The sequence below is a fragment of the Sphingomonas sp. CCH21-G11 genome (assembly GCF_001555965.1).
In the GTDB taxonomy this organism is placed as follows: domain Bacteria; phylum Pseudomonadota; class Alphaproteobacteria; order Sphingomonadales; family Sphingomonadaceae; genus Sphingomonas.
Genome location: NZ_LSHX01000029.1, coordinates 76,581 through 91,740 on the forward strand (window position 1 = coordinate 76,581; position 15,160 = coordinate 91,740).

Sequence of the window (15,160 nt, forward strand, 5' to 3'; positions counted from 1 at the left end):
CGACGGTCACTGCAAGCAACGCGACGGCGAGCAGGACCGGCTGGACGGGCCCCGGCGTCACGACATGAAGCGCTTCATGAAACGGCGCACGACGAGCTTCTTCGGCGCCGCGAGAACAGCCGGAAGCGGCTTCTCGACACGGCCCGCGTGCGGATTGAAGAACCAGCCCCGGTGGTCCGCCCCGCCCTCGCGCCGGAGGATTACGCGGATCGCCTCCTCCGCCATCATCGTGCCGGCCATGGTCACCATCGTCGAGAACGAGAATCGCGACCGCGTGCCGGCCGCCACCTCGCCCGCGATGTCGAGGTCGACATATTTGTGCGAACTGCTGTGGACGAGGACATACTCGATCTCGCGCATCAGACACTCGATCTTCATCCCCGGCGTCACCGCCTGCCACTCCACCCCGACGGTGGGGTAGGACAGACGCTCCTCCAGACGCGGCGCGGCCGGGCCCACGCGCGTTACCGAGGGCAAGGGCGAGGCATAGGCATCGATGACCGTCTTTCCATGCGCCTTCGCGCGGCGATAGAGATGCACCCCGGCAGCGGCATCGTCCATTCCGTTGATGACGACGTCGACCTGCTGAAGGATGTCGTCGAGTTGCACGGTCCATTCGCCGCCATGGACCAGAACCCGGGCATCCGGATTGATCCGGAGGGCGCCATCGCGCGCTGCCTCTGCCTTCCCCCGGCCGACCGTGTCGAGCGTCGCAAACAGTTGACGATTGAGGTTCGAGACCTCGAAATCGTCGATGTCGGCGATGACGAAGCTCCCCACACCTGCACGCACCAGCGCCATGAAGGCCGCACCGCCCATGCCGCCGACGCCGGGAATGAACACGCTGCCGCCGCGTAGCCGCTCTTGCTCGTCCTCGGTCACAAAGCCGCGGTTGCGGGTGGTCATCTCGCGATAGGAGAATTCGATCATGCGGGGCGCAGCCTACCATGGGGTTTGCGGGGGTCGAGCCATTGAAGCGTCGGCGCGATCACCGCGGCGAGCGCGATGAAAACGACCTGCACCATGAGTGCCGGCAGCGCCCCGCGCGGGACCATGCGCAGCACGTATCGCCGCGCCGTCGCCAGATCGAGCTTGCCGATCTGCAGCACGTCGTCCCCGCGCGCATAGTCGAGCGCGGCTTCGCAATATGCATTGTAGCGCGGGTCGCGATGTTTGGCGGCGACCGCGAAGGTTTTTTTCAGATTGTCCGATCCGCCGGTGTAGGCGTCGGTGATCACCTGTGCATCAGCATCGAATCCGGCGTCCTCACCGACGCCGAACGCATCGCGCTGGCTGCGCATGATCTGATGCGCGAAGTGGCGATGCGCGAAGGTCTGCCGGGTGCCCGCCTGTGCCGGGTACACGTCGGAGAACGTTTCCGCGACGAGGCCGACGACCGCGGGAACCTGCGTCACGCTGCTGATCCATAGGGACCGCAAGCCGCGACGCACGAACAGCGCAAAGCAGGTAAAGCCATAGAGCACCCATGAGAGCCCCTCGCCGCGATCGTTCGGGTCGATCATCACGAGGCCCAGATGGAGAATTTCTTCGGCCTGCCCCCCGCGCACGACCGGCAGGATCGGCATGGCGTTGAACGCGATCGGGCGACCATCGTCGCGTCGGCGCACGATGGTGATCACGCTGCGCGCCCAGGGCGAGCGATCCTCGCCGAACAGACCATAGTCAAGATCGCGCCCGCCGAGGCAGGCGCGCACCACGACCGCGCAATCGGCGACCAGCCGCTCGACATCGACGGGCGCGAGCCAGGCGCCCGGTCGCTCGATCGTCTCCACGGAGAGCTCGGGCGAGGCCGCGAAGCGCAGATGCAGATAGTTCCCGCCAAACGCTTTCAGAAATGATGCCCGCCCCATCGCCATATGATACGCCAAACCGGGTTACGTTTCTCCTGCCATGGCAACGCGCTGGCGCATCGATACGCTCTTCTCCCCAGACCCGGCGCAATCGGCAACGTCGCTTCGATGTCGGATGGGTTATGCGTGAAGTCACAGATCCGGGGGCGCCGGATGGATCCTACACCCCCCCTGAAAGCGGACCGGTTGCTCAGGCAGCGCAATGGCAGCGGATCCATACGGGAGGGAGATTGCGTGACTGGCGCGAGAAGGGGCGGTCTGGCGTGGACATGCCGGATTGCGACCGTCAAGAAGACCTTCTCGCGAGCAAAGCTGACCGATGGCCGCTTTCGCTGATCCAGCTCCAAATTCCTCGTACGAAAGCTGGGTGAGCCAAAGATCGAGTGTTCCGGGAGACTTCAGCAACTCGATGATGCGTCCGCGGCATCACTGGCGACGGAGAGACGAAAAGATGAAACCGACGGTCCGAAATGCTGCGGCGGCCGCCATAGGCGCCAATGTACATCGACGTTACGATGCACGGGCTTGCCGACGCACTTGCGCGCCGCCCGAACCGCATCAAGCAATGATGCGGCGGCTCATCTCTCATAAACGCATCTGAGGCGCCGCTCTGAGATCGCCGTCTCCTGCGGATATCCGAGCGCGCTGTTCACGTAAGTGACGCCATCGATCACCGCGCGACGATTGACGTGACTGTGGCCGTAAACGTGCACGACCGCCCCCAGCGATCGCAGCTTTGTGTCGATCCGGCCCGTCCCCAGCACAGGCAGCAGGTTCAGGCTTTCCCGCCCGGGGAACCAGGGCAGCAGATCGCGCCGCGGAACGAAGTGTGAGAAGGTGATCACGTCGCGACCGATGCTGCCCTGCGCTCCGTCGCAGGTCTCCGCCAGGAAACGGGTCGTTATCGCCTCTTCGTCGATTCCCGAGGGCCATCGGCAGGCGGTGAAATCCGCCCACACACGTCGCAGATCAGCGCTCGGTTGACCGAAGGAAAAGTCGTACCACGACAGGATCGGCAGAACGGACAGGCCGACCTCTTCGTGTGGCGCGGTGGAGACGCCGCAGTCGCTCGCCACCTTCCGCACGAGATCCAGTTTCTCGAACGATGTGATCCGCCGGTCGTCGCGCATCACCCACAGGTCGTGGTTGCCGGGTACGAACACGACCTTCCTGAATCGTCCGGACAGATCGGTCAAACACCAGCGGAGACGGCTTAGATCATCCGATACGTCCCCCGCCAGAATAAGGACGTCGTCGGTATAGTCTTGGCGGGAAAGAGCCGAAATCCATCGCGCGTTCAGGTCGTAGTCGACATGCACGTCAGAGACCGCATGCACCCTCATGCCCCGGCGGTCGGACGAGCGCGTTGGCCGTGCCGGAACAGAATGGCCGAAAGATTTGCCTCGTCATTTCCGAACGGGTCCATGATCTTGCTGACGCGCGCCCGCGCGTGCGGCAGGAGGTAGCCGACAAAGGTGGCCAGCGTGCTCGACGGCCCTACGTCGATGTAGGTGTAGTCACCCGCCGCCTCCAAGTTCCTTACAGTGTCGCGAAACAGGATCGGGCGCCGCAGCAATGTCCACACATAATCGGCTGGCAGGCGGGTGAAGGTGCGGGCGTGCGCGCAGCAGGCGAACGGAATGGTTGCGGGACGAAGGGGTAGCGACGCCAGCGCAGCCTTGGCGTGCGTTTCCAAGCCGTCGATCCAGCGCGAGTGAAAGGCGTAGTTGACTGGCAGCCGCTGGAACAGGATGCCGCGCGCGCCGAGATGATTCTCGACGTCATCTATACGATCACCGTCGACGGAGATCACGAAGTGCGAGTCGAAGTTGATTGCCGCGACTTCGCTGTTGTCGCGCAGGAACGGATCGTCATACGCGGTGAGCGGCGCGATGATCGCGATCATCCCGCCCTTCGGCGCGATCGATTGAGCGTCGCGGGCCATTTGGACAACCGCCCCCAGCGCATCTTCGTCGTCGAGCATTCCGGCGATGGTCAGCGCAGCAAATGCCCCGAGGCTGGCCCCGAGCGTCATCGCGACAGGCACGCCCGAGTCGATCAGCGTTCGGGCGAGCGCGAGCTCGACCATGAAGATGGCCGGGTTGGCTAACGCGATGTCGCAAATCGGATTTCCGGTCGCGCTGGCCTCGTCATAGATGTGCGCGACGACGGACGTACCAATCAGCGCGGCGGCGTGCTCGTCCAGCCGGTCGAGATGCCCCCGGAACAGTGGATTGCCGCGGTAGAGGGCCTCACCCATCCGAAAATATTGCGAGCCCTGCCCGGAAAACATCAGCACATTCATGACGCCGCCTTGAGCTCGCGCCCGCCGGTCGTGGCACGCGACGGCGCGTCCGGGCCGCTGCCCGCCCGCGACGTGCGCGGGCCGCGTCGCTTCTGTTCGATCGCATGGGTCATCCGGCGCTCGAGGCCGGCAGCGATGACGGCCCAATCGAACGCGGAGTGCGCGCGTGCGCGGCCATTTGCCGTCATGCGCAGGAACTCGGCATCGTCTGTCAACAGGCGCTCGAGCGCCGCGACGAAATCATCTTCATAGGCGCGCGACCCCGGCAGACCAGCGACGAGAATGCCGGCCTGACCAACCGTTTCGGGCAGCGCCGCCCGATCCGACGTGACGATCGCGCAGCCGGCGGCCTGCGCTTCGGCGGCAGTGACGCAGAATGTCTCATTGAACGTGTTGGGATACGCAAGGATCGACGATCGCATGAATTCGCGCGCCAGCTCATGCTGCAGGACGTTTCCGTGGACCGTACATCCGGGCAATGCGGACAGCGTGTCTGCCAACATCCGCCATTCCTCGTTCCATTCGTCGCGGTCCCCGCCTGGTCCTTGACGATACGTGCCGAAGCCCGCGAACACATGCAGCTCGGCATCGGGATGTCGGCTCGCCACGCGCTCGTAGATGCGTGGTAACAGGACAAGGCCACGGACGGGCGTGGAGCTGTAGATCAATCTCTTTCGCCCGCGCGGCTCCGCGCCCGCAAAGTCACGCATGTGGACGCCGCACCCGATGATCCACGCCTTGTCGGTGGATATCCCGGCCCGCCCGCAAAGCTCGCGCGCATGCCAGTCGCTGTTGAGCATCATCGCGTCGATGCGACGCGCCACGCGGGGATCGCCGATGCCGAAGGTCGTTGGCGCATCATGCGCGTCGCCCGTCCAGAACAGACGCAGCTCCGCATGGGCCGGCGACATCAAGATCTTCCACTCGCGCACGGCGATCAGCACGTCGCAGATCGGCATCCTCTCGAGATTGGCGTCAGTGAGCGCGATATACCGTGGCCCGACGCTTAAGGGCGCCTGGTGCGGGGTGAACACCGTGACCTCGTGCCCACGCGCGTGCAGCTCGTCGCTCAACCGGATCACCGCCGTCTCGGTGCCGCCGAGCGGCCGTTCGCTCAGGCTGGCTGCGTGAAACGGAACGCACTGGTTAGCGACGAACGTGATTCTCATGCACGATGGCTCAACGGGATCTGCGCGTCGGGCGGCATTGGGCCGTCACGGTCCAACTGAAACAGGTCGGTGGTCGGGCTCGGCACGATCTTGTTGAGATTGAAGCGGTCTTCGCCGCGCACCAGCACGCAGGCAAGCGGCTCGCCCGCAATCATCTCCGACTCGTCGTAACCGTAGTTGCGACATGCAATGTCGGGTCGGGCGTAACGGACGATGACATTGGTCCGCCATTCGGGCGTTTCATTGCGGCCGACGAAGTGCCACATGCCTTCCGCCATCAGGAAATACTGGCCGCGCCGCATGGTCATCGGCCGGACCTGATGCGGTGCATTGTGCGGCGCCACGCGGTCGGCATAGGCGACGACGCTTTCGGTGTTCATGCGGTCGATCAACCCGATCCGTTCTGCCGCGGTAAGACTGGCTCTGTGATGGTGCGATCCCGGGATGAGGCGAAGGCAGCCATTCTCCTCGCGATTGTCCGCCAAGGCGATCGATACGTGGACGCCGCGGATGAACTTGTTGTCGGCGTCGATATGCCAGCGATGCCCCTCGTCATCGGGCCAGCGCGGCGCGACATGGCCGACCCACAGCAGGATGTCGGGTCCGAGGATAGAGGAAAGCCGCGAAAGAAGGCCCTCTTCGCTCGCGAGCGCACAGAGGCTTTCAGAGAAAAGATGCTGGTTGCGCAGACGATCCGAGAAGGGGTTGGCCCCTGCCTCGATTTCAGCGACCAGATGATCGACGACGCTCTTGGCAAATACCGGCGTGCAGTAAGGCCGCACAAACGATTCGGGCAGGTCGAACGGCCCCGCATAACCGTCCCGCTGGAACGCCAGGATTTCCTCCCGATCAAGCATCGCCATCCGCCTTTGCCGTGTCTGCTAGAACATCGAAGTCGAACAAGATGTCGGATCCTTCCTGAAACACCGACCAACACAGCAAGGGATCGGTCGCATAGACGTTCATCTCGGGCCACCTGTCGATCATGAACCAATCGATCGACCGCTCGAAGCCGTCCCGCTCGACCATTTGGCACAGCTTTTCCGCGCCGCGCCGACTGATCACGTACGAATAGGTGCAGAACTGGCTTTGCTTCGGCATAACCAGTGCCTCGTTCAGCCGCCTCTCCAGATATAGTTCGGGCGCGGTGAACAGGTGCCCGTCATGCTTCTGCATGAGCTCGTCCATTTCGCGGATCGTTGCCGGACCGAGCAGCCCGCCCAGATAGATCAGATCGAAATCGACCGGAATGTGCTTCGCGATCCGTTCATTCCAAAGCGTTGTGAACCGGCTGGAGAACCACGCATCGTCCTCGAAAACAGCGGTGCGGTCATAGGGATAGTCTCGACCGGCCAGCAGCCGCCATAGCCCGAGATGGCTGAGGCTGCAGCCGAGGATGTTGCGACGAAACTGAAAGTCGTTGTGCGCGAATAGCGCGCGGATCTCGGCCGTCATCGACAAGTCGCGACCGTCGACCGCGGGGCGGCGTTCAACCACGCCGTTCAGCGTCGCGGGAAGGCGCGCGCGGAACGCCGCCCAGCGGTCCGGCCGACGATCAAGATTGATGCAGAAGCCGTGATCGATGCCGGTCAAGCCCACAGGATCGGGCATCGTTATGCTCCTTGCGCCAGAGCGTGCCGAACATGGTCGACGATACCGGGAACCAAGGGCGTATCCATCAGGAGCCTGGGCGGCAGCAACACGCCGAAGCGCTTGCGGACGCGGTGCTGCACGCGCAGGGCAATCAGGCTGTTTCCACCGAGATCAACGAACATATCCGTGGTCCGGATGTGATCCACGCCAAGACTGCTTTTCAGTAGCTCGACGACATCCGCCTGTAGGTCGCTTGACTGAGCAGGCAGCATGGGCCCGGTGGCGTTCGACGACGCCGGCGGTTCACACCGAGCCTTGTGGCGCGCCCAGGTTTCAAACGCCAGAGTCAGCGATGTCGGATGCACAGCGACATGCGGCACCGTCGACCGCGTAATGATCATGTCGAGAACTCTGCAACCTTCCGCGCTATCGATGACCGTCTGATCGTCGAGGATCGCGGCTACTTCGTCCCCGCCCGCACGCGCGTCCGCATCGGCAGGCTTGAGCACCCGCCACCCTGGCCAGTTGATACAGAGCCAGCGCGGGGTAAGCGGGCTGCCCTCTGTCACCGCCGCATCGAGCGCCGCGTTACTGGCTGCATAGGCACCGAATCCGAAACCGCCCAGGATCGCTGAGTTTGAGGAAAAAACGACGCCAAAGTCGATCTTACGGTGCCTGAAGACCTGTTCGAGCACGCGAAAGCCAGAGAGCTTTGGCGCAAGCTGATTTGAAAGATCGCTCGCCGACAGCTCCTGCCACGGCCGGTTTCCCGATCCGTCCTGCGCCATGGCGAGGTGAAACACGCCGGCTATTCGCCCAAAAACCTCTTCGACTTGCTCGACCGCCTCCGCCATCTCGCGCTTCGAGCCGACATCCGCCGCCACGGTGAACACCGTTCCGCCGGCGCGCTCGATCTCGCTCAGTACAGCCAGCGTCCGACAATGCGGGTGAACGCCTTGCGCAATAAGGTCCGGCCATTCCTGGCGCGGAGGCAGCCGCGTTCTGCTAACGAGCGCGACCCGCGCCTGATGGTTTGCCGAGAGGTGCCTTGCCAAAGCAAGACCGATCGCCCCGAGGCCGCCAACGATCAGGTACACTCCGTCAGTCTGAAGCGAGCGAACCGGCGTCTCGTCCAGCCTGACGGGCTCCCATGCGGTCCTGAGGCGGCGATTGCCCCGGTACGCAAATGTCATGTCCTGACTGGGCCGGACCAGCTCCGCGACGATCCAGTCGGCATAGCGACCGTCAGCGTCGCCGCCGTCGTCCAGAGGTACATCCAGCACATTGAGCCGCAGCTCCGGCTCTTCCTGCGAAATGACCTGGCACAAGGACGCCAGCGAGGCCGCACGCGAGCCGCCAGCGCCCTGGCCGAACGGAGCCGCGTAAAGACCCGTGGTCAGTGCCAGGAGAGCCTTTGGACGCTCCCCCCCGCGCGCGTGCCACGCCTGCAGCAAAAGCAGCACGCTGACCCAGCCGGCGCCCTGCTCCGCCAGGAACGGGTCGCCGCCTATCGTGCCGGCCTCGTCGAGGCTCCAGGCGTGGATAATGCCGTCCGGCATGAGACCAGCGGAAGACAAGTCGTCAAACAGCCGACAATAGTCTTCAGCACTCTCGGTCCTGAGCTCGTATCGATCCTCGTCTCGGCGAAAGGCAGCGCCAGGCGCCACCACGACAACCTTGCCACCAAGGACCCGGATCCGGTCCACCACCTCTTCTAGACGGCCAGGCCCCGCAAGAACGAGAATTACCTTACCCTCGACATTCGCGCCGGGCGGTCCCGGCGCGGCGGTGGCTGCGCAACTCGGTATATATAACCAGTCCTCGGGTGCACCGCGCTCGTCGGGTTTTGCCTGTGCCCCCATCGCCTTTGAGGGGGTCGGCATCGCGGCCGGAATCGGGCAGCGCTCCCGCTCGAAGCGATACGTGGGCAGGACGACGCGCAGTGGCGCGCCATCGACGTGAAGCTTGCGCCAGTCGAGATCGGCGCCGGCGCACCACAAGCTGGCGAGTAGCTCCAGCAGCTCGGCGTTATCGAGCGGGCAGCCGTCAGCCGGCGCGCGTAGCGCAGCGTCGCCGGCCAGCATGCCTGCGGCCTTGACGCGCTGGGCTAGCCCCGCATCTGGCAGTACTTCGAGCACGTATTGCGCCGGTGCGCCGAGGAGATCGGCGCTGGGGCCGGTCGCCGGGACGAGCAGCTCGCGGCTCCACTGCGCGAGGTCGATGCGCGCATCGAGCCGGCCACGGCCGATCCCGAAACACGCAATGCCCAGACCCTCGTCGCCCTGCATCACATCGGCATCCGCCTGTCGAGCGGCGGCGGCATCGGTCCGGCCCAATGCTCCGGCAAGGACGGCCACCGCGCGCTCGAATGGGACGATGCCAGCAACGCAGGCTGCTGCCAGCTCACCGACACCTTCACCGACACAGGCATCAGGCCGCAAACCCCAACTGAGCCAGAGCTTGCCGAGACAATATTCCAACGCGAACAACGCTGCGGGAGCGTGCTCGTCCGCCACGACACCATCGCACAACGTAGCCCGTACGTCGTAACCCAACCGCTGCTCCAACGCCTGTGCGCAGCGATCCAGATCTTCTCGGAAACGCGGTAGCTCGGTGCAAAGCCGATGCGCCGCCCCGATCAGATTGCGGGTGCGTGACGGGAACAGAAGCACCATCTGGCCGCTCGCTTCGGTCGGCGCTTCGGCGGCCAAGTTGAGCAACCGGTGCGACAGGTGCTCGCGTTCGCCGGCAATCACCGCGCCGCGATACGCCATCGCCTTGCGACCGATCTGCAAGGTGAAAGCGATATCGGCAAGCGCCTCGTCGCTGCTGGCGACGGCAGCCGCGAGCGCGCGCGCATTTCGTTGAAACGCACCGGCGCTCGCGGCCGAGACCGGAAAGATCTGAAGTCCGCGCGAGATTCTAGGCTCGCGCGCGGGCGGCTCTTCCAACACGGCATGCGCGTTGGTGCCGCCGATGCCCAAAGAACTGACCCCGGCACGGCGAGGTCGGCCCGGCGACTTTGGCCAAGGCGTTTCTCGCGCCGGTATGAAAAACGGCGACTCCGGAGATTGCAATACGTCGTTTGGCTGCGTGACGTGCAAGCTGGGGACGAAGGTGCCATGCTTGAGGCAGAGTGTCGCCTTAATCAGTCCGGTCACGCCGGAAGCGGTGTCGAGATGGCCGATGTTGCTCTTGATCGAGCCTAGCGCGCAGGACCGCGTGCGTCCGGACCCGCCGAACACGTCATGCAACGCCGTGAGCTCGATCATGTCGCCGAGCTTCGTGCCCGTGCCATGGCCTTCGATCAGTCCGATGTCCTCCGGATCGAGTCCCGCAACCGCGAGCGCCGTCGCGATCAACCGGATTTGCGAGTTCAGCCCCGGCGCGGTGAAGCCGACCTTGTCCGATCCGTCATTATTGATCGCGGTCGCGCGAATGACGGCGTGGATCGGCGCTCCCTCGGCAATCGCGTCTTCCAATCGTTTGAGCGCCACCACCCCGGCACCGCTGCCGAGGGCCATGCCGGTCGCCTGGGCGTCGTACGCGCGGCAATGACCATCGGCCGAAACGATGCCGTTCGGGATGTAAAGATGCCCCTGCCCGCTCTGTTCCTTGAGCGACACGCCGCCGGCAAGCGCGGTATCGCATTCGAAAGCGAGCAGGCTCTGCACCGCCATGTGGACCGCGACGAGCGACGTCGAGCAAGCCGTCTGCACGCACACGCTGGGGCCGGTAAGCCCCATTTTGTAGGATACCCGGGTGGTCAGGAAATCCTTGTCGGAGTCGATCACCGAGTTGAACAGGGCGGCCTCGCCGTCCTGGCTGCTCGCCAGCAGGCGCCAGAGATGGAAACTGGTGCCGGAGCCGGCAAACACGCCGATCGAGCCGTCATGATGATCGGTGCAGTAGCCGGCGCTCTCCAGCGCCTCCCATGCGCATTCAAGGAACATGCGCTGTTGCGGATCGATCAAGCTCGCCTGATGCGGATTGTAGCCGAAGAATCCGGCATCGAAGACCTCGGCGACCGGCCCAACCATCTCTGCCTTCACGTAGTCGGGGTCGGCGATCAGGTCCTCGCTCACCCCGGCATCGCGCAACGCCTGGTCAGACAACGGGCGGTACGCCTCCCTTCCTTCGCGGAGCAGCGACCATAGTTCGTCGATGTCGCCGGCGGCGGGAAACCGGCCGGCCATCCCGATGATGGCGATCGCCTGAGCGTCGGAGGACTCGGACGTGCCCGTCATCGAACGCCCCGCACCCGCGTCGCGCGGCCCCGAAGACGCCGCGCTCCATCCGCTTTCGCCTCGGCGACCAGTGCGCTGGCGTCCCCCGGCTGGCGTTCCAGAACCGCGGCAAGTTCGCGGACGGTTGGGTGTCTGAAGAAGTCGGCCACGGCGATCGAGCGCCCGAGCCGCTTGGCGACCCGCGCCACCACCCGCAGCAGCAGCAACGAATCCGCGCCGACGTCGAACGGATTCTGATCGATGCCCAGTCGCGTCAGCCCGAGCACGTCGGACCACGTCTCCACCAGCACGCGCTCTATCTCCGTACGCGCGCCTGCGGAGGCAGCCGATTCCAAAAACTCGGACCCGGCTTCCTCCGAGAGAGCCGGAAGCGCCGCCCGATCGATCTTGCCATTGGGCGTCAACGGCATCGCCGGCAGAAGCATGATCCGTTGCGGTATCATGTAAGAGGGCAATCTCGCCCGCAGCGCTGCGCGCAGCGCGGTCAAGCTGAAGTCCATCGTGCCGGCGGCGGGGACGACGTAGCCCACCAGTCTCTTGTCGCCTCCGGTGGCGCCACAAGCGATCACGGCAGCCTCGCCGACCCCCGCCTGCGCCAGCAGTTCTGCTTCGACATCGGCAAGCTCGATGCGGAAGCCCCGGACCTTCACCTGCCGGTCGGCCCGGTCGACGAAATCGAGATTGCCGTCGCCGCGCCAGCGTCCGAGGTCGCCGGTTCGGTACATCCGGGCGTGCGGTTCGCCGGCGAAAGGATCGGCAAGGAAGCGCTCGCGGGTGAGTTCCGGCCGACCGAGATAGCCTCGGCCGACGCAGATGCCGCCAATGAAAATCTCGCCGACCGCGCCGATCGGCACCGGCTCTCCCCGAGGGTCGAGGACATAGCAACGCGTATTCGCGATGGGACGTCCGATCGGCACCGGCATACGCGCGTCTTCGCTCCAGCCATCCTCCAGCGTGTGAACGGTGACGAGGTCGCTGCACTCGGTGGGTCCGTAGCCGTTGGCCAGCGCCAAGTGTGGGTAACGACGGCCGAGCGGACGCAATCGTTCGAGGTTAAGGACTTCGCCGCCGACGAGCACATAGCGCAGACTCGACACGTCAATGCCGCCCTCGATCGCGGCGTCCGCGATGACGTAGAGGGCGCTGGGCGTGAGGTTCAGCACCGTCACGCCGCTGCGTGCGATCTGATGGCAGATCTCGACAGGGTCGAAGGGCTCGGCCGCGAGCTCGACGCAGCCGCCGGCCGTGAGCGGAGCCACCAGACTGACCTGGGTGAGGTCGAAGGCGCTCGAGGTCACCACCAAGTTCCTGCCGCCGGTCCTCATCTGGGCGGCCTCGACATACCAGCGGGCAAGATTGGCGACGCCGGCCTGATTCACGCCCGCTCCTTTGGGTGTGCCGGTCGAGCCCGACGTGTAGATCACGTAGGCGAGGTGGTCCGGTCCGACAGCCGGGGCGATGCTGTCAGGGTGATCGGCGCGATCGTTGGACCGCAAGCCGAGATCGTCGATTGATACGATCGGAATGCCGGCCTCGAGCGCGCCCTCCGGTGCCACCATCGCGCGCGGCCCGGCTTCCTTGAGGACGATCAAGGTTCGCTCACTGAACAAGGAGGGATCGAGCGGCAGATAGGCGCATCCGGCTTTGAGCACGCCGACGATTGCGACCACCAGATCGATGCCGCGCTTCAGATAGATCGCAACCAGATCGTCCGGCTGCAGCCCGAGCCGGATCAGCCGCTGCGCCAACAGATCGGACCGCCTGTCCAGTTCGGCATAGTCGATCGAACCCTGCCCGTCGGCTACGGCGGTGGCGGTGGGCGTACACGCCGCCTGCTCGCGGATCAGATCCGCTACCGGCCGTGCGTATGCGGTTTCATCGTTCTCGGTCGCAGCCCAGTCCTGGAGCAGCAAGCGTCGCTCTTCGGGGGCCAATAGCGGAAGAGAAGCGATCGGCACCTCCGGCGCGTCTACGGCGGCCTCGACCAATCGAACGAAGTGGTCGCGCATGCGCTCGATCGTCGCCTTGTCGAAAAGGTCGGTGGAATACTCGAAAATTCCGGCGAAGCGGCCGTGATCGCTCTGCATGCTGAGTGCGAGATCGGATTGCGTGGTCACCCGCTCATCGCTGATTCGGGTGACCTCAAGACCGTGCATCGCGGTTGCGGCGGCCGGCGCGTCCGTGAGGGTAAAGCTGGTTTGAAAGAGCGGCTGTCCGGCAAGAATGCGATCCGGCCGCAACACTTTGACGACACGCTCGAACGGCACTTCTTGGTGAGCATAGGCCTGGGTGGCAGCCGTTTTGACGCGCTGAAGCAGCTCGCCCAGGCTCGGATCGCCGGACAGGTCGACGCGGATCACCAGGCTGTTCAGGAAAAAGCCGACCAGTGGCTCCACACGGACGTCGGAACGGCCGGATATCACGGTGCCGACGCAGAGATCATGCTGACCGCTGTAGCGGGCGAGCAGGACCAGATAGCTGGCGAGCAGCACCATGAACGGCGTGACACCCTGTCTGCGCGCAAGCGTCGTTAGCGCCGCGGAGACACGCTCCGACAACCAGAAGGGCTCACGGTCGCCACGGTCGCTCATGATGGATGGACGCGGGCGGTCGAACGGCAGACGCAGGTGTTCGGACCTTGACAACGTCCGCTCCCAGAATTCCAGCTGGGACGCGAACTGCGCCGCCGACGCGCTCTGGCGCTGCCATAGGGCATAGTCGGCGAACTGCAGCTGGAGCGCGGGCAAAGTGCAGCATTCGCCGCGCATCCGCGCGTTATAGAATTCGATTATTTCGTTCAGGATGATGTTCAGCGACCAGCCGTCCGCCGCGATGTGGTGAACGATGATCAACAGGACGTGCGCCTGCTCGGACTCACGAATCAGCACCGCACGTAGCGGATCTTCGCGTGCGAGATCGAAGGGGCGCTGCTGCTCGACGAGGATGACCTGCCTGAGCGCCGCGCACCGTGCAGCCTCGCTCGCGCCGTCGACGGCAGCGCGCTCGAGGCGAAACGCGCCGGTATCCAGAATGCGCTGCATCGGCACGCCGTCGTCCGCGTCGAAGCGTGTCCGCAGCACCTCATGACGCTGCTGGATGTCGACGAATGCGCCCGTCAGCGCATCGAGGTCGAGACTTCCGCGAAGCCGAAGCGCGTAGACCAGGTGATAGGCGGCGCTGGCGGGATCGAGCTGCTGCGTAAACCAGAGCCGCTCCTGGCCAAAGGACAGTGGCAGCGGGCCGTCCCGGCGGAGCGCCCGCGGCCCCGCCGAGGCCGTCGCCAGCCTGCCCCGCGCACGCGCGCGCAACTCCTCGATCGACAGTCCACTGAGCCTGGTTTGAAGCCCGGTCCCCACCCTCAAGCGGCCGATCGCCGGACGCGGTCGCCCCAGTCCCGTCCGCCAGCGACCCCTTCGCGCACCTCCCGACGCCGAAGAACACTAACGGTCGCCAAGCCTGGACAACGAGAGATACTGGTCGCTGCGGGCCTGCGCCAATGAACCGAGAGAATTTTCGCTCGAACCGATGATTTGGCCCGCCCAGCCCGAGTCGGCCACCGATTGCCGATCAGCCTATCCCAGCAAGGAGCCAGCATGTTCTTCTCGATCTTCATGACCACGGGGAACAACAAAAAGGCATCTGCGATGCCCGACGAATACCATTGTGGTCCGATGCTACGCGGCATCTACCCAATGTCAACGACACGGCGCGCCACAGTATAGTATTTTTGCGACGAGGTGAGCAGGTCCCATGGGCATTTCGATGACGCGGCGTGGCCTCATCGTTTGCTTTGCGCTACTTTATCGCCGATCAGTGTGAACGGTTGTTTTCGCCCTCTATTGACAGGCCATGATGAAGCGCCATGATTCTCTGTCACGCGCAAGAAAGCTGCATATTTGTTACGGCGCATCGTCGACCGCGCCGCAACCATCCGCGAAGCCGCGCAAAGGCCAGTTGGCGCATGCTGCCAACGGC

9 protein-coding genes are annotated in these 15,160 nt (G+C 64.6%); all 9 read right to left on the reverse strand.

Features of this window, described 5'->3' with window-relative positions; genetic code table 11:
- Positions 1-57: 57 nt before the first annotated feature.
- Complete coding sequence (locus AX676_RS07050) at positions 58-930, reverse strand: HesA/MoeB/ThiF family protein (protein WP_066477796.1); 873 nt, start codon at positions 928-930, stop codon at positions 58-60.
- Positions 927-1,877: a hypothetical protein gene (locus AX676_RS07055; RefSeq protein WP_156437661.1), complete on the reverse strand. Its 951-nt coding sequence runs from the start codon at positions 1,875-1,877 to the stop codon at positions 927-929. The genes AX676_RS07050 and AX676_RS07055 overlap by 4 nt, the downstream gene beginning before the upstream one ends.
- Positions 1,878-2,449: 572 nt before the next feature.
- The gene (locus AX676_RS07060) at positions 2,450-3,214 is read right to left on the reverse strand and encodes a metallophosphoesterase (RefSeq protein WP_066477805.1); all 765 of its coding nucleotides are present in this window, start codon (positions 3,212-3,214) and stop codon (positions 2,450-2,452) included.
- Entirely contained in the window at positions 3,211-4,176 is a 966-nt protein-coding gene (locus tag AX676_RS07065) for an acyltransferase domain-containing protein (protein ID WP_066477807.1), read from the reverse strand. The genes AX676_RS07060 and AX676_RS07065 overlap by 4 nt, the downstream gene beginning before the upstream one ends.
- Complete coding sequence (locus tag AX676_RS07070) at positions 4,173-5,345, reverse strand: glycosyltransferase family 4 protein (RefSeq protein WP_066477809.1); 1,173 nt, start codon at positions 5,343-5,345, stop codon at positions 4,173-4,175. The genes AX676_RS07065 and AX676_RS07070 overlap by 4 nt, the downstream gene beginning before the upstream one ends.
- Positions 5,342-6,208, reverse strand: coding sequence for a phytanoyl-CoA dioxygenase family protein (locus tag AX676_RS07075; RefSeq protein ID WP_066477811.1), 867 nt, complete (start codon positions 6,206-6,208; stop codon positions 5,342-5,344). The genes AX676_RS07070 and AX676_RS07075 overlap by 4 nt, the downstream gene beginning before the upstream one ends.
- Positions 6,195-6,956, reverse strand: a complete 762-nt coding sequence (locus AX676_RS07080) for a glycosyltransferase family 25 protein (protein ID WP_066477814.1) — start codon at positions 6,954-6,956, stop codon at positions 6,195-6,197. The genes AX676_RS07075 and AX676_RS07080 overlap by 14 nt, the downstream gene beginning before the upstream one ends.
- Before the next feature lie 2 nt (positions 6,957-6,958).
- Entirely contained in the window at positions 6,959-11,185 is a 4,227-nt protein-coding gene (locus AX676_RS07085; protein ID WP_066477817.1) for a type I polyketide synthase, read from the reverse strand.
- Positions 11,182-14,541 carry a non-ribosomal peptide synthetase gene (locus AX676_RS07090; protein ID WP_066644246.1) on the reverse strand — a complete coding sequence of 1,120 codons (3,360 nt, stop codon included), beginning with the start codon at positions 14,539-14,541 and terminating at the stop codon, positions 11,182-11,184. The genes AX676_RS07085 and AX676_RS07090 overlap by 4 nt, the downstream gene beginning before the upstream one ends.
- Positions 14,542-15,160: the final 619 nt, after the last annotated feature.